Origin of the sequence: Streptomyces sp. OZ13 (assembly GCF_052068155.1) — a bacterium.
GTDB lineage: Bacteria > Actinomycetota > Actinomycetes > Streptomycetales > Streptomycetaceae > Streptomyces.
The window spans coordinates 65,461-89,989 of record NZ_JBQHCZ010000008.1; the positions used below are offsets into that span (position 1 = coordinate 65,461).

Here is a 24,529-nt window from a genome sequence, read left to right on the forward strand (position 1 = left end):
GGCTTGGGAGAAGTCACACGATCTTCATCTGCGCCATCATTCCCATGGCGCTGTGGTCGATCATGTGGCAGTGGTACGGATAGACGCCCCGGTGGGTGTCGAAGGTCATCTGCAACTTGACGGTCTGCCCCGGGAAAAGGAGCACGGTGTCCTTCAGTCCCGCCTCCGCCGGATAGACCGGCTGTCCGTCCCTTTCGAGAATGCGGAACTGGACCAGGTGCGTATGGAAGTTGTGCGGCACGGTGACGCCGGCGTTGGTGACGGTCCAGACCTCCGTGGTGCCCCACTTGATCTCGGTGTCGATGCGGTTCGCGTCGAAGGTCCTCCCGTTGATGTATGCCTGGTGGCCGCCGCTGCCCGGCTCGTCCATCTGGAGCTCGAAGGTCCTCTCCACCGTGGGCTTCGGCAGTGCCGGCAGGGTCGTCAGCACGTCCGGGACCCGGCTGTCGTCGGGCGTCTTCTCGCCCACGTCGAAGCGCATGATCCGGCCGACGAGATCGGCGGGACCGGGTCCCAGCATGTTGGCGAGCTCCAGCTGCGTGCCCGGCGCGTACTTGGAGAAGTCGATGACGAAGTCGGCCCGCTCACCGGGGGAGAGGACCAGGACGGGAGTGGGCGCGGGCGCCGGGAGCAGTCCGCCGTCGGCACCGATCTGCGTCACCTGGCTGCCGTCGGACAGCGCCAGGATGAAGATGCGCAGGTTGGACGAGTTGAGCATCCGGAAGCGGTACTTGCGTCCCTCGACCTTCATGTACGGCCACGGCCGGCCGTTGACGAGGATCGTTGTCCGGTTCTCCGCGTCGTCCATCGTGTAGACCATCGCGCCCGACGCGTCGAAGTGCGCGTCCCGCAGGACCAGCGGCACCTCGTAGCGCCCCGACGGAAGGCCGAGCGCGTCCTCCTCCTCGTCCCCGAGCAGGTACAGGCCCGACAGGCCGCGGTAGACGTGCTCCGACTCCATGTGATGGGCGTGGTCATGGGTCCACAGCGTCGCGCCCGGCTGCCTGTTGGCGTACACGTACGTCTTGGAACGGCCCGGCGCGATCGTGTCCATCATGCCGCCGTCGCTCTCCACGGGGTTGTTCCCGCCGTGCAGGTGCACCGAGGTGGGCATGTCGAGCAGGTTGATCTGCCTGACGACGGCGGTGCGCCCGGAACGCGCCCGGATGGTGGGCCCGGGGAAGGACCCGTTGTAGGTGAGGACCTCGGTGCGCTGCCCGGGAAGGATCTCGAGCGAGGTCCGGCTCATGGCCACCGCGTAGTGGTCGGCGGACCTCGTCCTGCGATAGGGGCGCAGCACCTTCGGGACGGGCAGCGGCACCGTGAACGGTGTGACCGCCGGCCCGGCCGATGCCCCGGTGCCCGCCGGCGCGGCGTTCGCCGGTCCCCCCGCGGCCAGGGTCTGGAAGAGCCCGCCCGCCGCGCCGACGGCGCCGAAGGCGCCCGCGGTGAGCCCGAGCCGTATTGCATGACGACGAGTGAGCACGAGGTGATTCCTTACTGAAGTAGCCGTGATGTGAGGTGAATTCGTGTTCCGAGCATGCGTGTGGAAGTGTCGAACTCCGAGCGAACGGCTGCGCCCGCTGGCATGTGTCACCCGTTCCATGACCTCGGTCACCGGAACGGAACGCCGGAATTCCCGCCGCACCGCGCGTATTCCGTGCGGTACCGGGCTGCTTTCACGGCGGAAGCGATGACGTGTGTCATGCCGGACACCGGTCCATGTCACGGGAATTGCGCGCGGCCTGCGGTTCCGCGTGGTCCGGGCCCGAGAGTGATGACCGACGTCTGTCCTCATCACGTGAAGCGGAGACCACCATGCAGACGAATTCACCTCAGGAGACCGGGGAGGCGCCGTCGCCGCCCCGGGCCGCGCCTGTGTTCCGCCACGACGTCCACGTCGCCTTCGACGGCGAATCGGCGACCCTGACGAGCCCCGTCACCGCCTTCACCCTGCGGCCGGTGCGCGGCGGCATCCGCCGTGCGCTGCGGCGGCTCAGCCAGGGGCCGACCCCCGTGCACGAACTGGTCGAAGGACTGCCGCCGGCGGAACGCGTCCAGGTGGAGCGGTTCCTCGACCGCGTCGGCCACCTCGTCGCCCGCAGCGTCCTCACCCGCGGGGGCCCCGGCGGGCGCCGCGAACTGGTCAGACTCGAACCGACCGCCCGGGACGCCGAGTACCGGGCGGGGGAGGTGGACGCCGGACGGCCTGTACGGCTCTCGCGGTTCGCGTTCCTGCGCTCACGGGACGGCGCCCTGGTGCTCGAGTCGCCCCTCGTGAAGTTCCGCGCCGTCCTGGCCGACCCGGCCGCCCGGGAGATCGCGGCCGCGCTCGGCGCGCCGGTCACGGCCGGGAGCCTGGCGAAGACGGGCGGCCTCTCCGAGGACGAGACGACGGACGTGCTCCGCCACCTCGTGGGCGCCGGCTTCGCCGAACAGGCCGACGCGGACGGCGCCTTCGCCTCCGACACCGAACCGACGCTGCGGCAGTGGGACTTCCATGACCTGCTGTTCCACTCCCGCGTCCGCTCCGGCCGCTACGACGACGTGTTCGGCGCCGTCTACCCCTACCGCGACGAGATCGGCCCGCAGCCCGCGGTGAAGCCCGCGCCGGTCGGTCCCACCGTGGAACTGCGCCGGCCGGCGCGCGAGGACATCGCGGACCGCGACCCCTCACTGACGGCCGCCATCGAGACCCGCCGCTCCATCCGCTCCTACGGCGAACGCCCGCTGACCGCCGGGCAGCTCGGTGAGTTCCTCTACCGGGTGGCACGCGTCCGCGCCCACTACACGCCCGAGGAGGGCAGCGGCCGTGACGAGGTGGTCTCCCGTCCCTACCCCAGTGGCGGCCAGGGCTACGAGCTGGAGCTGTACGTCACAGTGCGGCGCTGTGAGGGGCTCGACGCGGGCATCTACTACTACGACCCCGTCGCCCACCGCCTCGTCCTCGTCAACGACGGGGCCGCCGACCGCGAGTCGCTGTTCCACGTCGCGTCGAGGGCCACCGGCATGGAGGCCCGGCCGGACGTACTGATCACCATGACGGCACGCTTCCAGCGCATGTCGTGGAAGTACCGGGCCATCGCCTACGCCACGACCCTCCGGCACACCGGTGTGCTCTACCAGACGATGTACCTGGTGGCGACGGCGATGGGTCTCGCCCCGTGCGGGCTGGGCAACGGAGACGCCGACATGTCCGCCCGGGTGCTCGGCCTCGACTACCTGCGCGAGTCGTCCGTGGGCGACTTCCTGCTCGGCAGCCGCAGCCCGGACGACACCGTGGCCGGCGAACCGGAGGAAGGCTGGCACATGCTCAACGATCCCCAATGGTCGCTGCAGATGGACACATGAGCCGGCCGTGACCTGCGAAAGTGCCGCTTTTCCCGCCCCTTCCGGGCGAGGAGAAGCGGCATTTTCGTATTCCGGTGGCTCCCGTTCCGCCATGACCGCAGTTATTCGTGCGGTGATAAATGTCAGCGCGGGCACGGAAACTCTGGCTTCCGTGTGGCCGGCTGAGCATTATTGGTTGTGCAGCCGGACGGGTTGCGCAGAAGAATTCGGAAAGGAATTCAAAATGAGCATCAACGACATCAAGAACGACGACGCGGACAAGGCCTTCGAGAGCTTCGACGTCGACGAGCTGGAGACCCTCGAGGTCGCGCAGGGTGTGGCCCTCCCCGAGATGGGCGCGTCCAGCGGCTCGATCGGCACCTCGTCCTCCTCGTCCTCCACCTGCTCCGCCTGCTGAGTACCCCTCAACCGAATCCCGAAAGGATCCAGACAATGAGCATCGACGACATCAAGAACAACGGCGACGACGCGGCGAAGGCCTTCGAGAGCTTCGACGTCGACGAGCTGGAGACCCTTGAGGTCGCGCAGGGTGTGGCCCTCCCCGAGATGGGCGCGTCCAGCGGCTCGATCGGCACCTCGTCGTCCTCGTCCTCGACCTGCTCCGCCTGCTGATCCGAGGTACCTGATCGGACGTTCCAAAGGATGCGCCCATCCGGCCGGGAGCTGGATGGGTACATCCTTTTGTGCGTCGACGGCGGCGCCGAGGCCGGATCTCAGCCGCGCACCGCCACATGGAACGAGGACAGCCACAGCACCACCGCGGCGCCCGCCCCGACCACGACGCGCACCGTCTCGTCGGTCGAGCCGGCCACGGCGACCACGACGCCGACGACCGCGACGACCGTCAGCAGAGCCGCCGTCCACCTGTACTGCCACTGGTCGAAGAGGCGCGCGAGCGGAAAGAAGTGCAGGCCCACCACGAGGCAGATCCCCGGCGGGATCAGCTCGGCGTGGCCCGTCGCGTTCGACGCGGCGATCACCGCGAAAATGGCCACCACCTCGAGGGCGTTCACCAGGCCCACCCCGCGGTTCCACTTCTCCGGCAGCCGCACCGTGCGGCGGGCCGGCCCCGCCGCCCCGCGGAACGCCAGGAACACGGCCACGGCGGTCAATGCGGCGCCCACCGCCCCGACAGTGACGGAAACAGGCATCGCGGCGATGCCGGAACCCGCCGCAAAAGCCCACACCAGGGCAAAGGCCGCGAGAACTATGGCCCCGCGGCGGCGCAGATTCTGCGTGAGTGTCAGGCACTCCGTGTCCGTAGTCATGGCCGGAGGGTACAGCGATCTCCGCGCCCGCCTGACGGGTTTCGGCCACGGGCGGACCGTCACGCCGGCGGCGCGGGTGTCATGAAAGCGGTGACGTATGTAAGCGGCCGCCCCGCATTGCCTTCCTCGCCGCTTTTCCGTCCCACATGATTGTCACAAGGCATTCAGGGCCGACATTTGGATTCGACGTTCTCGAGGCATTTCTCGATTTCCCGGAAGGTGCGAAAAAATGGGGGTTGATGCGCCGGAGCGCATTGCCGTGAGGCCGGATTCCGCCGGCCTGACGGGGGTGCGGCTCCACACACGGATGCCGGTCACACCGGCGTGGCTGTCCCGGCACGTCGTGCCGGTCGCCCGCGCACTGGGCGAGCAGGGAGCGGCCGGTGTCCAGCTGCGCCGCGGCTGGCTGCACGGACCCCACGTCGACATCCTCGCCCTGTCGGCGCCCGGCCTGCCGGGCGGCGGCCCCGACTGGGCCGACGTCGCACGCCGGCTGGACGCCGGACCGCTGGACCCGCCGCGGGCCCTGACCGAGGAGGCCTATCTCGAGCAGGCGCGGGAGTTCGGCCGGCTCGAGGCGGTGCAGCCGCCGTACCTTCCGCTGCGCGAGCACGGCGCCGTCGAAGCCGTCGCCCCCGGCGACACGGCCTCCCGCGAACCCCGGCTCGACCGCTTCCGCACCGTCGTCCTCGGCGCGCTGAACAAGCCGCTGCTGCGGATGATCGACGGCATCGCGGACGATCCCGGCACCGCCACCGTCCGCCTCGCCGAGGCGTTCGCCGCACTGGCCGACACCCACTACCTCGGCCCCGCCTACGGAGTGTTCTCGCCGCGCTCCCACGTCGAGGCCTTCCTCGCCTGGGCCGCACCGACCAAGGACGTCAGACCCCTGTTCGTACAGCGCCTCGCCAAGGACGCACCGCGGCTGCGGGCCGTCGTCGAACAGCGGCTGAGCGGCGAGGTCTCGCCCGCCGCGGCCGAGTGGCGCACCGCCTTCGCGTACAGCTCCGGCGCGCTCGAGAGCGCCGTGGCCGCGGGCACCCTCACGCTCGGACTGCTCGACGGCGTCACCGAGGGCGTCGACCGCACGGAGATGGGCCCACCCGGAGCGACCCGCGTCGTACCGCGGGGGAAGCAGCCGGACAGCGACTTCCACCGGGCCGTCGACGCGTCGGGAGCGGTCGCCGACCCCTCGCCGTGGTTCGCCGCCTTCCGTCTGCTGACGAACCTCTTCTACGAGCAGCTGCCGCTGCTGACCGTCTCGCCCATGCAGCGCTACTACATGTGCTTCGCCATGGCGGAGACGGTCGACGACGTCCTCGGCACGACCTGGCAGGAGCGACTGGACGCCCGGCGGCCCGGTGCGGGCGCCGCCACCACAGCCGACCTCACGGGAGCCCCACGATGACCGCGCCCACGACCGAATCAGCCGCCCACGCCAGGCGGGCCACCGCCGGCCACCTGGCCGCCCCCGCCGTCGTCCCCGTCCCCGTTCCTGCCCCCGCGTCCGCCGCCGCGACGCCCGAACCGGAGCCGCTCTGGTTCCTGCGGGTCAACCCGCTGCGCCGGACCCGGCTGGCCGACCCCGGGCAGCGCGGACTGCTCGCCGAACTCGCCGACGCGGAGAGCGCGTTGCGCACAGCCGCCGACGCATGCTCCGACGAGCTCTACCACCGCATCGGCGACGCGGCCGACGACGCGGAACGCCGCGAACTCATCGCCCTGCGGCGCACCGTCCACAACGACCGCGCCCCCAAGAAGACGCCCGTCCCCACCCCCGCCGTCGACCGGTGGCTCGAGGCGCGTGAGCGCCGGGAGCGGCTGCGCGACGAGATCACCCGCGGCTACGCCGCGGCGGCCGACCGCGAACGCGAGCGCCTCGCCGCCCTGTTGGGCGACGACGACCTGCTGCGCTCGCTGGCACTCGTCGCGCCGGAGGTGCACCAGGAGGCCGAGCGCTACCGCGCCGCCGTCCTCGGCCCCGGCAAGGTCTCCGCCCGCACCCGCAAGTCCGAGCGCGGACTGATCCAGTACGTCACCCGCGCCATGGTCCGCACCAGCCCGCTCTCCCGGTTCACCGCCGTCGGTATCGCGGAGCCCGACCCGGACGGGGTGGACCCGGACGACGTGCCGTTCACCGGCGCGACCGCGTTCCCGGGCCTCGACCGGGTCATGCTGGGCTACGTGCTCGGCGGCCTGCCCGCCCCCGACGACGCGGCGCTCGCGGACCTCTGGGTGGGCCTGCCGCCGACCTCCGCACCCGACCCGGAGGCCGGCAAGCTCTTCTTCCTGAAGCTCACCGACGCCGGTATGCGCCGGCTCGCCGTGCCCCTCGACGGCCCCGCCGGCGACCTGCTCGACGCGGTCTCCATGGGACCGCGCCCGTACCCCTCCGTCGTCAGGCACGTCGCGGAACGCGCGGACTGCGCAGAGGAGGACGCGGAGCGCCGGGTGCGGCACGCCCTCGGGCAGGGCCTGCTGTGCTCGTTCCACGAGGCGGAGGACGGGGCCGCCGACTACGACGACCTCCTCAGCCCCCGCGACCCCCGGGCCACCGGGCTCACCGACAGCATCAGGTCCGGCCTGCCGGAACTGGCGGCCGCGCCCGCCGCCGAACGCGGCGCCGTCCTCGCCGCCCTGCGCGGAGATCTCGGCAGGCTCAGCCACCTCGCCCGCCGGCCCGCCCAGATCACGGTCGAGGAGGACTACGTCATGCCACCGCTCAAGGTGGCCACGGACAAGTGGCGGCAGCCCCTCGCCGACCTCGGCCCCGCCGTCGAACTGCTCACCGTCTTCGACTGGCTGCACGACGTACGGGTCCTGATGACCGCCGCGTTCGTCGAGCGGTTCGGCGCCGGAGCGAACGTGCCCCTGGCGGCCAACGCCGCCTTCGTCGTCGGCGAGGTCTCACGCCGCGCCGCCGCGATGGACGCCGTGTACGGACCGAAGGGCACCGGCGACCCGTCGGCGCTCGCCGGCATCGGCCCGGCCGACGGCTCGCTGGAGCGGATGTACCTGCTGCGCCGCGAGCTGACGGAGGCCGTCCACACCCGACTGTCCCGGGCCGCGGAGGCGGGGGAGGACACCCTCGTCCTGACGCCCGGCGACGTCGAGGGCCTCACCGCCGCACTGCCCGACCGCTTCCGCCAGGACCCGCTGATCTACGGCGTGCTCCTCCAGCAGGCCGGACAGCACCTGATCCTCAACGACGGCCTGCCCGGCCACGGGATGCTCTACGCCCGCTTCCTGGAGGCCGACCGCCGCCAGGGCGGCCGGGCGCTGCCGCTCCTCGAGGAACACCTGCGGCGCGCCTACGGCTTCGACGGAGCACGCGTCACGGAGGACCTCGGCCTGCACCGGCTGAACGTCAACGCGCACACGCCGATCCTCCCCGGCGGTCTCACACCGGAGGACTGGTTCACCCTGCGTCTGGTGCACGACGCGGCGACCGACACGCTGCACGTCGAGGACGCCGACGGCGCCCCGCTGCGGGTCCTGCCGCTCGGCACCGGCCACCCAGGGCTGTTCCCGCCGCCGCTGTCGGTGGCCTCCGGTCTCGTCATCAGCGGCCGGCTGTTCAACAGCCTGCCGAACAGCTGGCACGCCGCCACCCCGTGGGACGGGCGCACCACAAGGACCGCGCCCCGCATGGCCATCGGCGACGTGCTGATCGGCCGGCGGCGCTGGTACGGCGGCGAGGAACTCGCCGCCGCGGTCGCCGCCGGCCCCGAGGAGCACGACCGGCTCCTCGCCATCAACGCCTGGCGCGCCCGCCACGGTGTGGCCGAGGAGGTCGTCATCAAGACCGCCCCCGAGGACGAGGGTCCGCTGTCGGTGGGCGCACCCGACGTGCAGTCCAAGCGGCTCCAGCAGAAGCCTCAGTACGTCGACCTGACGAGCGCCCTCAGCACCCGTGTCCTGCCGCGGATGCTGGACCGCCGCGGCGCGGACACCGGCGGCAGCTACCTGGAGGAGGCCCTGCCGTCCGTCGTCGACGGCACGCACGCCACCGAGTGGGTCGTCGAGGTCGGCCGTGAGGCGGGCGGGCGGTTCACCTACCACCGCGCCGACGAGGGGAAGCAGTCATGAAGCTCAAGGCACGACCGGACCTCCACTTCGCGCCGGTCCCCGGCGGCGTCTACTTCAGCGGTGCCCGCGCCGGTTTCGTGCTCCGCGGCTCCGACGTCCTCCACGCGGTCGCCGAAGGATGCGTGCCCCTGCTGGAACAGGGCGCCACCGAGGACGAGCTCGTCGCCGCCATCGGCACCGAACGGGCCCGTCCCGCCGTCCGCCACCTGGTCGCGAAGCTCCGCGAGAACGGCATGCTCCTCGACACCGCCGCCCTCACCGCGCCCGAACCGCCCGCGGCGGTGCGCGAGCGGCACCCCGAACCGCTGGCCCGCCTGGAGTCCCTGCACGACGACCCGTACGCGGCCTTCCAGCGGCTGCGCACCGCGCGGGTGACCGTCGCAGGCCCCCCGGAGGCGACCGGCCCGGCCGCCCGCGGCCTGCGCAGGGCCGGCGTGGCGAACGTGTCGGTCACCGGATCGCTGGACGCGTGCGGCACGTACGGCGGGATGGACGCCGTCCTCGACGCCACCGGGGCCGAAGTCCCCGAACTCCCGGAGCACGTCCCCTACGTGCCGCTGATGCTCGGCGGACGGGTCACCCTCGTCGGCCCCGCCCTCACCGGACCCGGCCGGGCCCGTACCTGGACGGCGTTCCGGGACCGGGCGCTCGCCTGGGCGGACGCCGAGGGCGTCACGCCCGCACCACGGCCGGTCGCTGACGCCCTCGCCGGCGCCCTCGCCGGACAACTGATCTTCGACACCCTCACGGGTACGGCTGCCATGGGCGAGGCCCATGTCGTGCACGGGGCGGACCTGGTCTCCGACCGGGTGACCGTCGAGGGAGCTCACGTGGCGGCCGCGACCGGCCGACCGAGCTCCCTCCAGGACGCCGTGGCGCAGCCGATGCCGGAACCGGAGACGGCGCTCGAAGCGGCGGGCGCGGTGGCCCGCCGCTGGACGGGGCCGATCGCGTCGGCCCCCGGCGAGGACCTGCCCCAGATGCCGCTCGCGCTGCGGGCGGCGGAGCAGCGCGGCGACCGACCGGGCACCGTCGTCGCCTGGGCGGCGCACCAGGAGACCGCCACGGTGGCGGCCGCCCTGGCCGCGCTACGGGCCAGGAGCCCCAAGCACGACGGCACTCCGGCCGCCGGGCTCACGGAGGAACACTGGCTCCTGGACGGCGCTCTGCGCCTGCTCACGCCGGACGCCCTGCCGCTCGGGGAGGTGACGGACGACGCCGTCGACGCCGAGGCCCACCGCATCCGGGAGCATCTGCGCCCGCTCCTCGCCACCGGACCGGCCGTCGGCCTGCTGCACGTCCCCGGCCTCGACTGGCGCCTCGCCCGGGTGACCCGCGGCGCAGAGGTGCTCGGACAAGCGTGGGGAGCCACCACGGAAGAGGCCGTACGCAACGCCCTGTGCACAGCACTGGCCCGCACCCTCACGACCGCCGGAGCCGCTGCGACCGTGGACGCCGGCTCCGACGGCATCAGCCCCGTCGACGAAGTCTCCACCGACGCACTGCTGTTCGCCGACAGCACGGTCCTCGGCACGCTGCGCAAGCAGCTCACCGAGCAGGGCGCGGAGACCGGCCGCGACTACGCCGGACGCCCGGCCCGCGGCGACGCGGTACTCGGCGAGATCCCCCTCTGGTACGGGCCCGTAGCGGCCGAGGCATCACGCCCCCGGGAGACCCACGATGGCAACTGAAACGGCCCCCGACACCCGGACACCGGGCGTCGCGACCGGACCCGGGCTCACCGCGCGCCCCACCTCCCCGTACAACGACGGCACCTGGCGCACCGTCATCGCGCTGCTGGCCGAGGCGAGCGACGGCACGGTGGCCGTGAACCGGGGCTGGGACCTCGACTGGGAGCGCCGGCAGCTCGCCGCTGCCGCCGCCTCCGGCCGCAGCCACCTCTCGGTGCGGCTCCACGACGACGAGGTGATGATCGGCCCCCTGTGGCGGCCCGGCACCGCCGCGGGCTGCGCCGGCTGCGCCGAGGTACGCGACCGCACGATCCGCGAACACCCACTCGTCGGCGACCTCTCCCGGGCCACCACGGCCCCGTCCCCGAGCGCGCCGCTGCTCCCCGAACTGCTCCGGGCGACCCTGGAGTATCTGGCGCAGCGGCCGCTCGGGCCCGGAGAGGCCCACGCCGTATCCGCGAAGGGGCTGAGACGGCACCGCGTCGCGCGCAGCTTCCACTGCCCGCTGTGCGGGCCGGAGGACGAGCAACTCGACGGCACGGCCAGGCCGTTGCCACTGGACCTCACCGGCCGGCCCGCCTCAGAGGGGGATCCGACCCGGTCCGCGGACAGTCGCCTCGTCGAACGCGGTCTGCTGCGCGACCGCCTCGTCGACGCCCGCTTCGGACCGGTCAGGGCGATCCTGCGCGAGTCCCATGCCCCGTTCGCGATGAGCATGGCCGTCGTGGCCGACGCCCCCGCCATGGGCCACGGCCGCGCGCAGACGTTCGCGGAGACCGAGCCGGTCGCCGTACTGGAGGCGTACGAGCGCCTCGGCGGATTCCCGTACGACATCCCGGTCCTCACGGGCCGTGCGTACAAGGACGTCGCCGAATACGCCGTGGACCCGGGCACGCTCGGCAGATACACGCAGGAGCAGCTCGACCACCCCACCTCACGGGTGACGCCGTCGGACGAGCACACCGAGATGGACTGGGTGTGGGGCCACGACCTCGCCGACGGGCGGGCCCTGCTCGTCCCCGCCGACCACGCCTTCTACCAGTACGAGTACGCCTTCCGCAGGGATCGCCGCGCCGCCCGCGCGGTCGGCCCGCACGAGCGCAAGCACTACTTCTACGAGTCCTCCAGCGGCTGCGCCGTGGGAGCCAACCTCGAGGAAGCCGCGCTCCACTCGCTGTTCGAGCTGGCCGAGCGCGACGCCTTCCTCACCTGCTGGTACCGGGCGCGGCCGCTGCCGTACATCCCCGAATCGTCGATCACCGACCCGACCAGCCGGGCCATGATCGAGCTGGTCCGGGCCAGGGGGTTCGACGTGCATCTCCTGGTCGCGACCCGGGACATCGCCCTGCCGGTGGTGTGGGTCCTCGCCGTGAACCGCGAGAACCCGTTCCCGGCGACCTTCTCCTCCGCCGGCTCCGGCGCCGATCCGCAGTCCGCGATCCGCGGCGCCCTGCGGGAGGTGGCACAACTCGTCACCAACCCCGTCGACTGGACGCGCGAGCAGGTGGAGCCGATGGTCGAGGACCCCTGGCTGGTGCAGGAGCTGGAGGACCATGTGCGCTTCTCCTCGCTGCCCGAGACACGCGAGCGGACCACCGTCGCCCTCGGCGGCCCCCGGGTCACCCTGGAGGAGGCGTTCCCCGGCTGGCCGGGGCGCCTGGCACGGGAGTCCGGCGGCGACATCCGTGGCGCGCTCGACTTCGTGCGGAGCCTGTTCGCGGACGCCGGCCTCGACCAGGTCGTCCTCGTCGACCAGACCAGCCGCGAGCACGCCGACGCCGGGATCTCGGTCGTCCGCGCGGTCGTGCCGGGCATCCTGCCCATGTGCTTCGGCCACGCCCAGCAGCGCCTCGCGGGGCTGCCGAGGCTGGAGGCCGCGCTGCGCGGCACCGGCCAGGAACACCGGGCCGTCCCCTACGACCCGCACCCGTTCCCGTGACCGCGCCGACCGCACCCCGGAGCGGGGCCGCGACCGGCCGCGGCTGCCCGGTCGACCTGCCGGGGCCCGAGGGTGACAACAGCATCGCCCGTGAACCGCTCTGGTACGCGTACGGCGCCGGCGACGACCAACCGGCGCCACCGGACTGGACGTGGATGCCCGAGCCGCCACCGGACGACCACGTCCCGCCCCCGCCGCCACGGGGCCGGGGCGCGCGCACGACGCTGCCGCTGGGCACGCTGGACCTGCTGGCACGGATGCCGTTCCCGCGGGTCCCCGGGCCGACCGACTCCGATTCGCTCTCCGGCGGCCCCCGGCCTGCAGGTGCAGCGGCCCCCGCGGGCCCCGGGGCGGCGGAGGGCGCGTCAGCCGCCGGCGACCCCTGGCCTGCAGGTGCACCGGTCCCCGGTGGTCCCGGGCCGGCGGGCGGTCTTTCGGCCCCCGGCGGCCCCGGGGCGCCGGAGCGCGCGTCAGCCGCCGGTGACCGGTCGGCAAGCGGTCCACCGGCCTCCGGTGGTCCCGGGGCGGCGGGCGGTCTTTCGGCCCCCGGCGGCCCCAGGCCGGCGGGGACCCGCGCGACCGGTCGTGAAGGCCCGGGGCCGGCGGGCGGCGCCCCGGTCGCCGGCGGCGCCCGGTCGGCCAACGACACGTCGCCCTCCGGCGGTTCACCGCTGACCGACCCGGCCGGCAGGTCGGTCGGCGACCCGCCGCCGGCCGACCCGCTCGGCCGCGCGCTCGTCACCGCGTTCGGGCCGCAGCGCCGCGAGCCGGAGAACCCGTACAACGACCACAGGTCGTACGCCTCCCCGCGCTGCCTCTTCCCCGTCCACGCGTTCGTGGACGGCGGCGGCGAGGACCCCTGGCGGCTGCTCGAACCGGACCGGCACGCGCTGACCGGCGCGCCCGGTCCGGGCCCCGGCCGGCGGATCGCGCTCACCGGGCGCTACACGGCGATCCCCTCCGCCTACAAGTGGTTCCGCGGCTCGCTCGTCGCCATCGAACTCGGCATCGTGCTCCGCGCGTTGAGCATCGGACTCGAGCTGTTCGGGCAGCCGGCCCGGCTCAGGCTGCCGGACCCGGGCGCCCACGCCGTGCTCGACGGCATCGGCCTGGACCGCACCTGGGAGTGGTCGCTGCCCTTCGTACTCGACGTGGGCGACCAGCAGCCCGCCGCGCCCGCCGGGACCGCGCCCGGTCCCGTCCCTCCGGACGTCGCCCGGCACGACCCGGCACTCGCCGACCTCGTCCGGGTCAACCGGTCCCAGACGTACAGCGGCGACGCCGTACCGCTGACCACCGCCGTCCCGGCCGGTCTGCCGGCGTCGCGGCGGACGCCCGACTGGGCCGAACTGCTCTGGCAGCGCCATTCGGGACGGATGCCGCGCGCCCTGCACGGCATGACGGGCCGACGCCGGCGGGTACCGGCCGAGGCCCTGGACACCGCCCTGCGCTGGCTCGCCGTCCCCCCGCCGGGCCCCGAGCTCGCGGCCGCCTTCGACGCGGTCCGGATCACGGTCGTCACCCAGGGGGTCGACGGCCACGAGGACGGCGTGCACCGCGCGGAGGCCGCCACCGCCCGCCTGTTCCGGCGGGACGCCGAGGCCCCCGCCCTGCTGGAGGACCACTACGGATACGGCGTCTCGCCGGTCAACGGCTGCGGCATCAGGAACGCACCCATGACCGTGTTCCTGTCCGTACGGCCCAGGGAGCTGTTCGCCCGGCTCGGCCCGGCCGGCTGGGGCGCGGCACAGCATGCCTGCGGCTGGGCCGTGCACGGGCTGTGCCTGTCCGCCGCGGCGTCCGGCCTGTTCGCACGCCCCGTCAGGGCGTTCAAGGAGATACCCGTACAGCGCGTCCTCGGTCTGGAAGAGGACGAGACGATCGTCCTGTCCGCGGTGGTGGGAGTCCCGCAGGACACCGGCGGCCCGCTGCTCGACCTGAGACTGTGAAGGAGCGCCCCATGACATGGAATTCGTGGCACCTGCACCTCGCCACCACCGCCAGGTCCGCCCACGACCGGGTACTGACGCGCGTCGTCGGCCCGACCGTGCGCGAACTGGCGGCGGACCGGCCGTGGTTCTTCATCCGCTACTGGCAGGCCGGCCCCCATCTGCGGCTGCGCATCGCCGACCTCGACCCGAAGACGTACGGACAGGTCGAGGACGCCCTGCGGGAGCGGCTCGCGGACGCCGGCCGGCTCACCGACGGTGAGGAACCCCTGGCGCCCGAGGCCTACCGGCGCAGCGCCGGACAGCTGGCGTCCGCGGGGGAGCAGGGGGAGGACCGGAACGTCCGCGAGATGCTCGCCCCCGGCGTCCACCGCGCGGTCTACGAGCCGGAGTTCGACCGCTACGGCGGCCCCGCGCTGATGCCCGCGACCGAGTCCCTCTTCCGTCTGTCCAGCGAACTGGTCCTCGGCCTCGTCCCCAAGGCCGTGACCGAGAGGCACCGTGCTCTGCTCGCCCTGCGCGGCACCATGGCCGCCGCGGCGGCCCTCGGCGACGCTACGGAACGCACGTACTTCTACGCCCACGGCCTCGGCGCCTGGCGCGCCTGGGCCGGTGACGCGGGCTACCCGGGCGACCTGCTCGACTCCGTCACCACCGTCACCCGGGCCGCCGGGGCCGCGCCCGTCGACCCGCTGGACCACGGCCCGTTCGCCCGCTGGCACGACGGGCTCGCCGCGCTGACCGGCGACCTCCGCGAGAAGTCGGCCACGCACCCCGGCATGGTCCTCTTCTCGCACGCGCACATGCTCCACAACCGCCTCGGGCTGAGCCTGCTCGAGGAACTCCGCACGTACGCGTGGCTCGCACACGTCTTCCCCGTCGCCGAGACGGACGGTGCGATGCCGCCTGCCCCCGGGACGGACGGCGCCGTGCCGCCCGCTCCCGGGCCTGTCCGGCCGGCCGGGGCCGGACGGGTGCCGGCCCCGGCGGGGTGATTCCCCCCTCCCCGCCGCCCCCACGGGGCCCGCGCGAAGGCCACGTTCTGGATGCTGTTGGTTAATTCGGGCCCTCGCGTGACGTCGGCCTTCAAGACCTGGTTGTGGTCTTGAAGGCCGACGTTGTCGTGTGGGGTGGGTGCGGGTGTCGTTGCAGCCGAGGGAGTCTGTGGAGATTCCGGCGGAGACGGTGCGGGTGGCGCGGGCCGCGTTCCCGAAGGGGAGCCTGGCGGTCCGGGTGGGACGAGCTGGGGTCGTTGTTCACGGACGAGCAGTTCGCGGGCTTGTTCCCGGTGCGGGGGAAGCCTGCCTGGTTCCCGGGGCGCTGGCGATGGTGGTGGTCCAGCTCACCGATGCCGCGGTCAACCTCATCCGCATCGACGCCCGGCTCGTCGGCAAACCCCACGCCCGCACCCGCACCAGCTCCCTCGCAGCACTTCGCCCCGCCGCATAACGACGGGGCGAAGCAACCAGGGCCCGAATTGACCAACAGCGTCGAACGTTCCGGCCGGGCCTTCGCGTGTGTGCGCGCCGCTCACTCCGCCGCGCGGACGAACGCCGCCCTGACCCGCAGCCGCAGCCGCGGGCCGACGAGCGGGCGCATCGCGCTCACGCCGCACGCGTGCCGGTCGAGCTCCGCCGTCGCGTGCACGACGGCGCGCGTGCCGTCCGGCGAGACGGCGCACGCCTCGGTGTCGACGGTGAAGGTGAGCGGCACGGACCGGCCCTTGACGTCGATCAGGCCGGTCACCTGCCATGGCCCGGCCGTGGTGAGGCGCTCGCCCTTGAACCGGATCGACGGGAACCGGTCCGCGTCGAGGAAGGCGGGTCCGCGGACGGCCTTGTCGCGGCCCCGGTTGCCGGTGCCGAAGCCCGTGGCGTCGACCTCCGCCTCCAACTGCCGGAGCCCGCCGCGGATCACGGCGCTCCCGGAGCGTACGGGGAGCGAACCGGTGACCGGCAGGAAGAAGAAGTGCCGACCGGTGAACTCGACGGAAGAAGCGCCGGCGTCGAGCGTCCAGGAGCCGTCGGCAGCGGCGGCGGTCAGCCCGGCGGCGGCCTCTGAGTGGTCGGTGAGGGACATGGTGGGGTTTCCCTTCGGGTCGCGAGAAAGAGGGGGAGAAGGCGGAGGCAGCGAGGGGGCCCCGCAACGGAGGCCCCCTGTCGACTGCTGTGCCCGGCACCGCTTCCGCGGTGCGCGGTGGTGCGTGCGGGTGCGGGTCACTCGGGCCGCGGGTCCCACCGGAAGCTGCGGACCGCGATCAGCGCGCCGATGACGCCCCAGGCGGCGAGGACCGCGAGTTCCTTCCACTGGAAACCGGCGTTGTGCGCGAACGGCGCCAGCATCGCGTCGTTGAACGGCTTCACCGGGAGCAGCCCGGCGATGTTGTTCAGCACCTCGGAGTGGATCGGGAAGTAACTGCCGGAGATGAACACCAGCGGGAACTGGATGAACTGCACGACAGCCGGGGCCGCCTCCGAGTTCTTGATCAGCGAGGCCACGCCGACGCCCAGCGCACAGAAGCTCGCCGCACCCAGCACCAGCGTCACGGTGACCGCCGCCCAGTGCGTGGGCAGCGGCACGCCGTACAGCGAGCCGATGCCGATGACCAGCGCCACGTCGATGACGCTGACGACGATGCAGTGCACCAGCAGCCCGGCGAAGTACACCCAGGCCGGCAGCGGGGTGGCGTGCAGCCGCTTGAGCACGCCCGTCTGCCGGCGCATCGCCAGGATGATCGCCAGCTGGCCGTAGCACGCCCCGAGCACGGAGACCGCGGCGATCGTCGGCGTGTAGTACTGCATGCCGGTCAGGCCGAAGAAGAACTTCTCGTCGGCGCCGCCGCTGAACACCGCGCCGAAGATCGTGATGATCACGATCGGCAGCACGAAGGTGAAGACCATCGACTGCGGATTGCGCCAGAACGACAGCTGCTCGTAACGGATCTGATGGGCCAGCAGCGCCAGGTCGCCGCGGGCGTCCGCGCGGGCCGCCGAGCGCCCCGCGCCGGTGGCCGTGGTGGGGGTCAGGGTGGTCATGAGCGGCTCCGTCCCGGTCGGCGTCCCCGGCCCGGGGACGGCCTGCGCCCCCGCTCCGAGGACGGCGAGGATGCTTCCTTCTCCGCGTACTTGCCGGTGAGGCTCAGATAGACGTCCTCGAGCGTCGGCTGCTCGACGGTCAGCCGCTCCAGCGGCGTACCGCGGCGCAGCGCCCACTCGGTGAGGCGGTGCAGCGCGGCGGTCGGCTCCTCGGCCTCCGCCGTCACCAGCCCGTCCTCCGCGTCGGTGACCGGCAGGGGTACGTCGGCGATCGCGGCGCCCTGCGGCAGCGCGAAGCGGATCCGGGCCAGCGCGCTGTCCCGGCCGCCGAGCGTGTCCGGCGTGCCCGCGGCGACGATCCGGCCGCCGGCGATGACGGCGACCGAGTCGGCGAGCGCCTGCGCCTCGTCCATGTAGTGCGTGGTCAGCACGATGGTGGTGCCCGCGTCACGCAGGTTCCGCACGACCTCCCACGCACCGCGCCGCGCGTTCGGGTCGAAGCCGGTCGTGGGCTCGTCCAGGAACAGCAGCTGCGGGTTGCCGACGACGCCGAGCGCCAGGTCGAGCCGCCGCTTCTGCCCGCCGGACAGGTCCTTCACCTTGGCGCCGCGCTTCTCCTCGAGACCGACGAGGTCGATCACCTCGTCGACGCCTCGGGGGTCGGGGTAGTAGCCGGCGTTGCGCGCGATCGTCTCGCGCACCGACAGGTACGGCTCGACGGCGATGTCCTGGAGCACCAGCCCGATCTGCCCGCGCAGCCACCTCCCGTCGGCCTTCTTGCCCGGGTCGCGCCCGAGCACCTCCACGCTTCCGCCGTCACGGTCGCGGAAGCCCTCCAGAATCTCGAGCGTGGTCGTCTTGCCCGCCCCGTTCGGGCCGAGCAGGGCGAAGATCTCCCCGTCGCGGACGGTGAAGTCGACGCCGCGCACCGCCTCGTGGTCCCCGTAACGCTTTCGCAGGCCGTCCACGGCCACCGCGGTCACCGCGGTCCCTCCGCTTCGGTCACTGTGTGCCTCCCGGTGCTGTTGTCGGGTCCGGTGTTGCCGTTCGCCCGAAGACCGAACTCCGGGTCGCTGCCGCGACGTTAGGCCCGGTCAGGGCGGTGCCCGCAGGAATGGGAGGCATCCGATGACGGACGTCACGCAAGCGGCGACAGGTGTCAGCACGGACGTGACGGGCGTTGCGGCGCGCGGCGCGGGCCGCACATCCTTCATGGCATTGCCGACGGAGCAGCTGACGCGGAAGGCGGTCATGACGTGGGGTTCGGGGAAGTGGGCGAAATGAGACGGCCGCGGATCACGGTGGTCGGCGCGGGCATCGGCGGACTGACCCTCGCCGGCGCTCTCGCCGCGAACGGTACGGATTACGTCATCCACGAGCAGACCCGGCGGCTCGCCGAGGTCGGGGCGGGGGTGCAGCTCTCGCCGAACGCCGTCCGGCCGCTGCTGCGGCTCGGTCTCGGCGACGCACTGCGCGAGCACGCCGTGCGCGTCGACGCGATGGAGGTACGCGGCTGGACCGGCCGGCCCGTGGCGCGGACGCCGCTGGGCGAGGAGTGCGAGCGGATGTTCGGCGCGCCGTACTACGCGATCCACCGCGCCCATCTGCACGAGGCGCTGCTGTCCCTGGTCGACCGCGACCGGCTCCGGCTCGGCGAACGCCTGCGCGCGGCACGGGAGAGCGACACCGGTGGCGTGCGCCTGACCTTCGAGGACGGCACCGTCCGTGACGCGGGGGTGGTGGTCGGCGCCGACGGCATCCACTCCACGGTCCGTGAGGCGTTCGTGCGCGACGAACCCGTCTTCGCGGGCCTCGGGATCTATCGCGGCCTGGTCCCCGCCGACCGTCTGCCGGACGCGGCCAGGGAACGCCTGGTACGTCTGTGGCTCGGCCCCGGAGGCCACTTCGTGTGCTACCCGGTCGCCGGCGGCGAGTACCTCAGCTTCGCGGCGACGGTCCCGATGGACGAGGCGCCCGCCGAGTCGTGGTCGGCGCCCGGCGATCCGGAGGACCTGCGCCGCGCGTTCGGCTCCTGGACCGGCCTGGTCTCCGACATCGTCGAGGCGACCGAGGTGACGCACCAGTGGGCGCTCCACGACCGGCCGCCGCTGCGCACGTGGTCGAGCCGCCGTATCACCCTCCTCGGCGACGCGGCCCATCCGATGCTGCCGTTCATGGCGCAGGGGGCGGGCCAGGCGATCGAGGACGCGATGGACCTGGCGGCCTGCCTCGCCGACACGCCCGAGGAGCGGATCGCGGACAGCCTCGCCCGCTACGAGGCGCTGCGCATCCCGCGCACCGCCGAGATCCAGCGCGGCTCCCGCGGCAACGCCGGCGTCCTCCACCTCCCGGACGGACCCGCCCAGCGCCGCCGCGACGCACAGATGGCCGTCCACGCCTCGCTCCGCGACCGGACCACGCTCTACGCGCACGAAACGGGCCGCAGCGTGGTGCCGGCGGCGGTGTGACTGAGTACGGCGCGCGGCCGACCTGAGTACGCCGCCGGATCCGCCGGCGCCGCGCGTCGGGTCGAATCGGAGCATGCTCCCTGAAGCCCTCCACCACCCCCGCGTCCGGGGTGCCGCCACCGCCGGCACGGCCCTCGCCGTGACCCTGCTGCCGCTCGTGGCGGGCGTCCTGCTGGCCAAGTCGATGGCGGCGGACCCGATGACCCCGGTGAACGCGCTGATCACCAGCGGCGGCCACCGCGCCCGCATGTCACCGGCGCACCTCCGCGGCTGCGGCAGAAGCGCGGCACGCCGGTGCCGGGCCGCGGGAGCGGCGGTCCGCGATTCCCGGCTCCGCCTCCGGCCCGGGCCGGAGGCGGAGCCGGAGCCGGCCGCGGTGTCGAGGCGCGGCTCACTGACGTCGAACCGGCGTACCTGGGCGGCCGGTTCCCGGGGAAGTGACGGGCCGAGCGGGGTCAGCAGACCCGCATGACACGGTCCCGCTCGTCGTCGCCGTACGCGCCGTGAACGCCGCTCAACGGCCGCGCATCCGGACGGGACTTCGGCCCTGCACCTCGTGTGGCACGCCGATCGGGGCGTCGTCCGGATCGAGGTGTCCGACACCGACTCCGCCCAGCCGGCCCGTACGACCCTCTGCTCTGACGCGCGTCGGCCCCGGCAAGACCGAACGAGGCCGGTGGAAGCCGATCGGCGGACCACATTGGTCTCGTACAGCTTCGTCGTCCATACTGCCCGCCGTGGAGCAGCAGATAGATCCGAAGACGGAGCTCGATATCGCCGTGGGGACGGATCCGGCATTCGTCCCCGTCCTCTCGGGGCCGGCGCCCGCCGTAAAGGAGAGGGAGGAGGAGAGCACAGCCACGGGGCCCGACGCCGGGACCGGGCCGGACAGCGCGCCGGACGACGCCGACGACGCCGAGACGGACGCCACCGCCACCGCGGCAGACGGCGACGGCGAGTCCACGGACGAGGCCACGGGCGAATCCGACGCGCCCTCAGCCGACGCGCCCTCAGCCGACGGCCCCGCCTTCGAGGTGCGTGACCGCCGCGGCTCGATCGCCGCCGACCGGTCCGGCGTCCGCTTCACCCTGGACGACCAGGAGGCGGACTTCCGCTGGGACGAGATCGGCGCGGTCGAGGTGCGGCCGGCACGGTTCGGGCGCCGGTTCACGGTCACCGTCCATGTGGCGGCCAACCGCTGGTTCAACGCGGACGTCGAGGCCCCGGCCAGGGGGCGCCTGAAGGAGTGGACCGAGGAGCTCGACGCGGTCCTCGACGCCTATTTCGAAGAGGCCTGATCACTCTCCGGCCGCGTCTGGGTGGGGCGACACAAGCTCGCCCAGGCGTGGTTTGTGTCGATTTCGTCGTAAATGCGCATAGCTTCGGTTTATGACAAAGCGACAAACGACCATGCTCGGATGCGCGGCTCTGCTCGTCGCGTCCGGCCTCGGCGCGGCGGCTCCCGCCAGTGCCGCCGTCAGTCACCAGGTTCTGCCGGGCGAGTCGATCCAGGCCGCGGTGGACGCCGCTCAGCCGGGCGACACCATCGACATCGCGGCCGGCACCTACACGGAGAGCGTCCGGATCACCAAGTCCGGCCTGACCCTGCGGGGCGCGGGCAGTGCGACCGTGCTCAAGCCGTCGAAGACCGCGGCCGCCGCCGACACCTGTGCCGCCGCGGGCAACGGCATCTGCGTCATCGGCACCGAGAAGCAGCCCGTCGAAGGCGTACAGGTCCGCTCCCTCACCCTCCGCGGATTCGCCAAGAACGGCCTCTGGGCCGCCTGGACCGACCGGCTGACGGTGCGCCGGGTCACCTCGGAGAACAACGGGACCTGGGGCATCGCCCAGGAGCGGTCCACCCGGTCGGTGCTGCGGGGCAACGTCGTCCGCGGCAACGGCGACGCCGGCATCTTCGTGGCCAACACCGTCAGCGCCGAGTCCGGCGCCATCGACACCAAGGGTACGGTCGTCTCGAACAACCTGATGGTCGACAACCGCATCGGCACCACGATCCGCCGCGTGCGCAACCTGACCGTCCAGGCCAACGAGATCACCGGCAACTGCGCCGGCGCGTTCCTCGTCGGCGACGAGACGACCCCGCGGGCCGGCGCCCTGACGGTCCGTTTCAACCGCGTGCGCGAGAACAACAAGCACTGCGACAAGACCGCGCGGCTGCCCGAGATCCAGGGCACCGGCATCGTCCTCACCGGCACCGAGGACACCCTGGTGGAGTGGAACATGATCCGCGGCAACGTGGGCTCCGCCCCGATGTCCGGCGGGATCGTCCTCTTCAAGAGCATCGTGGGCGCCGCCGGCACCGACAACGTCGTCCGGAACAACATCGTCCTCGGCAACGGAGCCGCCGACCTGGCCAACCGCGACACCAAGGGCACCGGCAACGTCTTCAGCCGGAACATGTGCGGACTCTCCGAGCCCGCGGGCCTGTGCTGACCGTCCGGACGGTGCCGACCGGCCCCGGCCACTCACGAAGGACCGATGCGGCATGACCACTGCAAGCGAAACCACTCTGCCCGCCATGCGGTTGAGAGAGCTCGTCTTCGGCGCGGCCTGCGCCGCCGCCGTGCGCGCGGCGGCCCGGCTCGGCGTGGCCGACGCGCTCGGGGACGCGCCGGCCACCGCGGAGGAGCTCGCGGCGGAAGTAAAGGCACAGCCCGGCGCCCTGCGCAGGATGCTGCGCGCCCTGGCCTGCTACGGCATCTTCGAAGAGGACGCCGACGGCAGGTTCGTCCACACCGAGATGTCACGACTGCTGCGCGAGGACGACCCGCACAGCCTGCGGTACATCTCGCTCTGGTGCACGGAGCCGTGGACCTGGGACGCCTGGCCGCTGCTCGACGAGGCGGTCAGGAAGGGCGGCGGCGTCTTCAGCGACATCTACGGCAAGGAGTTCTTCGACCACCTGCACGAGGACGCGCCCGAATCGGCCCATGTCTTCAACCGGGCCATGACCACCTCGAGCAAGCAGTCGGCGCGGGACGTCGCCGAACTGCTCGACCTCGGGGGAGCGAAGACGATCGCGGACATCGGCGGCGGCCAGGGCCATGTGCTGGCGGAGCTGCTGGAGAGGCACCCCGGCGTCAGGGGCACCCTGCTGGACCTGCCCCGTGTCGTCGCCGCGGCCGACCCCCGGCTGCTCGAAGGCGGCTCGCTCGCCGACCGGGCCGACATCGTCCCCGGCGACTGCCGGCAGGCCATGCCGGTCGCCGCCGACCTGTACATCATCAAGAACATCCTGGAGTGGGACGACGACAGCACCCGCAGGACACTGCGCAACATCGTCGCGGCGGCCCGCCCGGGCGCCCGGGTGCTCGTCATCGAGAACCTGGTCGACGACACCCCGTCGATGAAGTTCACGACGTCGATGGACCTGCTGCTGCTCCTCAACGTCGGCGGCGCCAAGCACACCCGGCAGAGCATGATCAGCCGGATGTCCGACGCCGGACTGCTCGTCGGCGAGGTCCGTCCGGTCAACGCCTATCTGCATCTGTTCGAGAGCGTGGTCCCGGACTGAGGAGCGTCCAGGACCGGCGAGTGCACGCCGTCGGCCCCGCGGGAGACCCGCGGGGCCGACGGCTGTGCGGCTTCTGACCGGTCAGTCGCTCTGCCACGAGTAGAACTGCTGCGCCATGGCGTCCTTCGGACTCCGCCAGGTCTGCGGGTCGTACGGGCTGACGAACGCTGACAGCCGGTCGCTGATGTCCCGGAACTCCGGGTGCTCCGTCAGCTTGGCGATCGCCGGGCCGGCCGGCTTGTCCGACTCGATGAGGTGCAGGTAGACGTCGCCGAACTGGAACAGGCTGCGCCGCTTCACTCCCACGAGGTGCGGCAGTTCACCCTTGTCGGAGGCCGTGAACACCTCGGCGATGTCGGGGGCGGAACCCGGTGCCATCCGGGCGACGATCAGGGCGTGGTGCATCGGGGGTGTCCCTTCGGATGCCGTCGGCAGGTCGGGCGTGCGGTCAGACCGCGGGGGCGGGCGCCGTGGCGTCCTTGGAATCCCGGCCGAGCCGGGCGCGCTGCTCGATCTTGTTCCGGATGAGGTCCATCTGGATCGGCGAGTTGCGGTTGATGTTGGCCGTCATCCACTCGTCGTCGACGGGCGCGTCCGGCTTCATCGCGAAGTCCTGCGTCCAGCGCATCCGTACACCGCGCGGCGTCTCCTCGTACTCCCAGCGGATGTTCATGTACTGGAAGGGGCCCGTCTCGACACGGCGGGCGGTGACCGTGAGCGCGGAACGGTCGGCCACGCGCTCGGAGACCCAGCTCCAGACCTGGCCGTTCTCGTCGGGGTACATGGTCAGCCGGAACAAGGTCCGGTTGCCCTCGCGTTCCATGACCTCCACGGACGCGTACTCGCTGAACAGCTGCGGCCAGTGGTCGAGGTCGTTGGTGACGTCCCACACGAGGTCGAGGGGGGCGTCGATGGTGACTTCGTTCTCGGTGTGTCCGGGCATCTCAGGCTCCTGCCATCAGGGAGGTGTTGACGAGGTCGAGGAATTCACGGGGCGTCTTGCAGCGGTCGGCGTCGGGCGGCAGGGGCCGGCCGTACCGGTTCTCCAGCTCGCCCACGATGCCGAGCAGGCCGAGCGAGTCGAGGCCGTAGACCTCGAACGGCGTCTCGGGCCGCTGCTCCATCTCGTCGGGGTCGACGGTGATCCCGGCTCCCTTCTTCATCAGGGCGGCCAGTTCGTCGACGGTCAGGTGATCTTTCATGG

General features: G+C 72.7%; 23 protein-coding genes and 1 pseudogene. 16 read left to right on the forward strand and 8 right to left on the reverse strand.

The genetic code is table 11. The annotated features are described in order from the left end of the window. Positions 1 to 13: 13 nt before the first annotated feature. Positions 14 to 1,486 carry a multicopper oxidase family protein gene (locus tag ACTMTU_RS19550; protein WP_441264773.1) on the reverse strand — a complete coding sequence of 491 codons (1,473 nt, stop codon included), beginning with the start codon at positions 1,484 to 1,486 and terminating at the stop codon, positions 14 to 16. A gap of 332 nt (positions 1,487 to 1,818) precedes the next feature. Here ACTMTU_RS19550 and ACTMTU_RS19555 point away from each other — a divergent pair, with 332 nt between their 5' ends. The 3 genes from ACTMTU_RS19555 (at position 1,819) to ACTMTU_RS19565 (ending at position 3,963) form a co-directional block, all read left to right on the forward strand. Continuing rightward, entirely contained in the window at positions 1,819 to 3,351 is a 1,533-nt protein-coding gene (locus ACTMTU_RS19555) for a SagB/ThcOx family dehydrogenase (RefSeq protein WP_441264774.1), read from the forward strand. A gap of 223 nt (positions 3,352 to 3,574) precedes the next feature. Continuing rightward, the gene (locus tag ACTMTU_RS19560) at positions 3,575 to 3,748 is read left to right on the forward strand and encodes a thiazolylpeptide-type bacteriocin (protein WP_078535228.1); all 174 of its coding nucleotides are present in this window, start codon (positions 3,575 to 3,577) and stop codon (positions 3,746 to 3,748) included. Positions 3,749 to 3,783: 35 nt separating this feature from the next. Next, entirely contained in the window at positions 3,784 to 3,963 is a 180-nt protein-coding gene (locus ACTMTU_RS19565; protein WP_005310732.1) for a thiazolylpeptide-type bacteriocin, read from the forward strand. Between the two features lie 101 nt (positions 3,964 to 4,064). On the opposite strand, the gene ACTMTU_RS19570 is transcribed toward ACTMTU_RS19565, so the two are convergent. Beyond that, on the reverse strand, positions 4,065 to 4,619 hold the full coding sequence (locus tag ACTMTU_RS19570) for a hypothetical protein (RefSeq protein WP_441264775.1): 555 nt from the start codon (positions 4,617 to 4,619) through the stop codon (positions 4,065 to 4,067). Between the two features lie 259 nt (positions 4,620 to 4,878). Here ACTMTU_RS19570 and ACTMTU_RS19575 point away from each other — a divergent pair, with 259 nt between their 5' ends. The 8 genes and pseudogenes from ACTMTU_RS19575 to ACTMTU_RS19610 all read left to right on the forward strand — a co-directional run bounded on the left by ACTMTU_RS19575 (position 4,879) and on the right by ACTMTU_RS19610 (position 15,736). Then, positions 4,879 to 6,027 carry a hypothetical protein gene (locus ACTMTU_RS19575; RefSeq protein ID WP_441264776.1) on the forward strand — a complete coding sequence of 383 codons (1,149 nt, stop codon included), beginning with the start codon at positions 4,879 to 4,881 and terminating at the stop codon, positions 6,025 to 6,027. Next, positions 6,024 to 8,708, forward strand: a complete 2,685-nt coding sequence (locus tag ACTMTU_RS19580) for a lantibiotic dehydratase (protein WP_441264777.1) — start codon at positions 6,024 to 6,026, stop codon at positions 8,706 to 8,708. Before ACTMTU_RS19575 ends, ACTMTU_RS19580 begins: the two co-directional genes overlap by 4 nt. Next, positions 8,705 to 10,399: a hypothetical protein gene (locus tag ACTMTU_RS19585; RefSeq protein ID WP_441264778.1), complete on the forward strand. Its 1,695-nt coding sequence runs from the start codon at positions 8,705 to 8,707 to the stop codon at positions 10,397 to 10,399. The genes ACTMTU_RS19580 and ACTMTU_RS19585 overlap by 4 nt, the downstream gene beginning before the upstream one ends. Then, the gene (locus ACTMTU_RS19590) at positions 10,389 to 12,338 is read left to right on the forward strand and encodes a TOMM precursor leader peptide-binding protein (RefSeq protein WP_441264779.1); all 1,950 of its coding nucleotides are present in this window, start codon (positions 10,389 to 10,391) and stop codon (positions 12,336 to 12,338) included. The genes ACTMTU_RS19585 and ACTMTU_RS19590 overlap by 11 nt, the downstream gene beginning before the upstream one ends. Then, positions 12,335 to 14,287, forward strand: coding sequence for a nitroreductase family protein (locus ACTMTU_RS19595; RefSeq protein WP_441264780.1), 1,953 nt, complete (start codon positions 12,335 to 12,337; stop codon positions 14,285 to 14,287). Before ACTMTU_RS19590 ends, ACTMTU_RS19595 begins: the two co-directional genes overlap by 4 nt. Before the next feature lie 11 nt (positions 14,288 to 14,298). Further along, positions 14,299 to 15,282, forward strand: coding sequence for a thiopeptide-type bacteriocin biosynthesis protein (locus ACTMTU_RS19600; RefSeq protein WP_441264781.1), 984 nt, complete (start codon positions 14,299 to 14,301; stop codon positions 15,280 to 15,282). A gap of 151 nt (positions 15,283 to 15,433) precedes the next feature. Beyond that, a pseudogene (locus ACTMTU_RS19605) lies at positions 15,434 to 15,602 on the forward strand (IS5/IS1182 family transposase); the annotation flags it as partial. A gap of 11 nt (positions 15,603 to 15,613) precedes the next feature. Continuing rightward, positions 15,614 to 15,736, forward strand: a complete 123-nt coding sequence (locus ACTMTU_RS19610; protein ID WP_441264782.1) for a hypothetical protein — start codon at positions 15,614 to 15,616, stop codon at positions 15,734 to 15,736. Positions 15,737 to 15,817: 81 nt separating this feature from the next. On the opposite strand, the gene ACTMTU_RS19615 is transcribed toward ACTMTU_RS19610, so the two are convergent. The 3 genes from ACTMTU_RS19615 to ACTMTU_RS19625 all read right to left on the reverse strand — a co-directional run bounded on the left by ACTMTU_RS19615 (position 15,818) and on the right by ACTMTU_RS19625 (position 18,305). After that, positions 15,818 to 16,366, reverse strand: coding sequence for a YceI family protein (locus ACTMTU_RS19615; RefSeq protein ID WP_441264783.1), 549 nt, complete (start codon positions 16,364 to 16,366; stop codon positions 15,818 to 15,820). A gap of 137 nt (positions 16,367 to 16,503) precedes the next feature. After that, positions 16,504 to 17,322 carry an ABC transporter permease gene (locus ACTMTU_RS19620; RefSeq protein ID WP_360032373.1) on the reverse strand — a complete coding sequence of 273 codons (819 nt, stop codon included), beginning with the start codon at positions 17,320 to 17,322 and terminating at the stop codon, positions 16,504 to 16,506. Further along, positions 17,319 to 18,305, reverse strand: a complete 987-nt coding sequence (locus tag ACTMTU_RS19625; RefSeq protein WP_441264784.1) for an ABC transporter ATP-binding protein — start codon at positions 18,303 to 18,305, stop codon at positions 17,319 to 17,321. The genes ACTMTU_RS19620 and ACTMTU_RS19625 overlap by 4 nt, the downstream gene beginning before the upstream one ends. 297 nt (positions 18,306 to 18,602) lie before the next feature. Between ACTMTU_RS19625 and ACTMTU_RS19630 the strand changes: the two genes are divergently transcribed. From ACTMTU_RS19630 to ACTMTU_RS19650, 5 genes are all read left to right on the forward strand, one after another. After that, entirely contained in the window at positions 18,603 to 19,790 is a 1,188-nt protein-coding gene (locus ACTMTU_RS19630; protein ID WP_441264785.1) for an FAD-dependent monooxygenase, read from the forward strand. A gap of 73 nt (positions 19,791 to 19,863) precedes the next feature. Next, complete coding sequence (locus tag ACTMTU_RS19635) at positions 19,864 to 20,262, forward strand: hypothetical protein (RefSeq protein ID WP_441264786.1); 399 nt, start codon at positions 19,864 to 19,866, stop codon at positions 20,260 to 20,262. Positions 20,263 to 20,527: 265 nt separating this feature from the next. Further along, positions 20,528 to 21,088, forward strand: coding sequence for a hypothetical protein (locus ACTMTU_RS19640; protein WP_441264787.1), 561 nt, complete (start codon positions 20,528 to 20,530; stop codon positions 21,086 to 21,088). 91 nt (positions 21,089 to 21,179) lie between these two features. Next, a complete protein-coding gene (locus ACTMTU_RS19645) occupies positions 21,180 to 22,244 on the forward strand; it encodes a right-handed parallel beta-helix repeat-containing protein (RefSeq protein WP_441264788.1) in 1,065 nt (354 codons plus the stop codon). Positions 22,245 to 22,296: 52 nt separating this feature from the next. Then, positions 22,297 to 23,325: a methyltransferase gene (locus ACTMTU_RS19650; RefSeq protein ID WP_441264789.1), complete on the forward strand. Its 1,029-nt coding sequence runs from the start codon at positions 22,297 to 22,299 to the stop codon at positions 23,323 to 23,325. Between the two features lie 81 nt (positions 23,326 to 23,406). Here ACTMTU_RS19650 and ACTMTU_RS19655 read toward each other — a convergent pair whose 3' ends face one another. The 3 genes from ACTMTU_RS19655 to ACTMTU_RS19665 are packed head-to-tail and all read right to left on the reverse strand — an operon-like array spanning position 23,407 to position 24,527. Continuing rightward, positions 23,407 to 23,730 carry a TcmI family type II polyketide cyclase gene (locus tag ACTMTU_RS19655; protein WP_441264790.1) on the reverse strand — a complete coding sequence of 108 codons (324 nt, stop codon included), beginning with the start codon at positions 23,728 to 23,730 and terminating at the stop codon, positions 23,407 to 23,409. 43 nt (positions 23,731 to 23,773) lie between these two features. Beyond that, positions 23,774 to 24,268 (reverse strand): SRPBCC family protein, encoded by a 495-nt coding sequence (locus ACTMTU_RS19660; RefSeq protein ID WP_441264791.1) that lies wholly within the window; start codon positions 24,266 to 24,268, stop codon positions 23,774 to 23,776. 1 nt (position 24,269) lies between these two features. Beyond that, the gene (locus tag ACTMTU_RS19665) at positions 24,270 to 24,527 is read right to left on the reverse strand and encodes an acyl carrier protein (RefSeq protein WP_441264792.1); all 258 of its coding nucleotides are present in this window, start codon (positions 24,525 to 24,527) and stop codon (positions 24,270 to 24,272) included. Between the last annotated feature and the right edge of the window lie 2 nt (positions 24,528 to 24,529).